Here is a 1,307-nt window from a genome sequence, read left to right as displayed (position 1 = left end):
GGTTCTTCACGGAATCCTGGGAAAGACAGAAACAAGAACGCCGATTTGATGGATGATGTTCGTGCGAGCAAACACATCTACAAACCGGCGTTCTTGTGCACGATATTAATACGTTTCTGCCCTTTTGGGAGGGCTTTTCTGTGGTCGCCATCAGGCCTGATGGCGATGACCTGCTGATCGACCTCATCCCTCAGCTCGGTAGATTCCCAACCTGCAGCGGCTGCGATCAACCCAGCACCACCATCCACGAATACTGCCAGCGTTCAATCCGTGACCTGCCCATTCTTGGCCGGGCAGTGCGCTTGAGTGTAGAGCTGCGACGAGTTGGGTGCAGCCTATGTGGTAAGCGAATGGAGTCAGTCAGTTGGCTTGATCGCTATTCGCGGATGACCAAGCGCCTGGCCGAAGCCGTGATCCAGGCTTGCCAACGGCTGCCCACCCTGCATGTCGCCGAGTTGTTTGGTTTGCACTGGGACAGCGTGCGTTTGCTGGAGCGACGGGCTCTACAAGCCGCTTTAGAAAAGCTACCGAAGGCCCAGCCCAGACGCTTGGTGATGGACGAATTCGCTCTGTTCAAAGGGCATCGCTACGCCAGCGTGGTGTTGGATGCCGATACCCGCCGGGTACTGTGGATTGGTGAAGGCCGCAGCCGAGCCGCTGTCAGATCGTTTTTTGAAGAGCTGGGGCCGCAGGGCTGTGCGCGCATTGAAGCAGTGGCAATGGACATGAACACTGCATTCGACCTGGAGGTGCGCCAGCACTGCTGTCGGGCAAGAGTGGTCTATGACTTGTTTCACGTGATCGCCAAATATGGGCGAGAGGTGATCGACCGGGTGCGGGTCGATGAGGCTAACCGTCTGCGCCATGACAAGCCAGCTCGCAAGGTGATCAAGCAGGCACGGTGGTTACTGCTGCGCAACCCAGAGAACCTCAAGCGCGAAGATCAACAGGTGCATCTGCAGGATCTGCTGGCGGCTAACCAATCGCTGATGACGGTTTATCTAATGAAGGCAGAGCTCAAAGCGCTGTGGTCACCCACCACCGCCTGGGGCTGGCGATCAGCCTGGAAGCAATGGTTACGACTGGCTGATGAAAGCGCGATACCCGCTCTGAAGCAGTTTGCCAAACGCCTGAAAAGCTACTGGCGTGGCATCCTGAGCAGGGTGCGCTGGCCCATGCACACGGGCCAGTTGGAGGGCATCAACAACCGGATCAAAGTCATCAAACGGATGGCGTACGGCTACCGGGACAGCGAATTCTTCTTCATGAAGATCAAGAATGACTTTCCCGGCAATCCGTGAAGAACC

General features: G+C 56.8%; 1 protein-coding gene. It reads left to right on the top strand.

The window, feature by feature from the left end; genetic code table 11:
* Positions 1–95 precede the first annotated feature (95 nt).
* A complete protein-coding gene (locus M5B99_RS29550; RefSeq protein ID WP_248807448.1) occupies positions 96–1,301 on the top strand; it encodes an ISL3 family transposase in 1,206 nt (401 codons plus the stop codon).
* Positions 1,302–1,307: the final 6 nt, after the last annotated feature.

It is taken from the genome of Pseudomonas sp. MWU13-2100 (assembly GCF_023242365.1).
Lineage (GTDB): Bacteria > Pseudomonadota > Gammaproteobacteria > Pseudomonadales > Pseudomonadaceae > Aquipseudomonas.
This window is presented reverse-complemented; position numbering and strand designations above follow the sequence as displayed.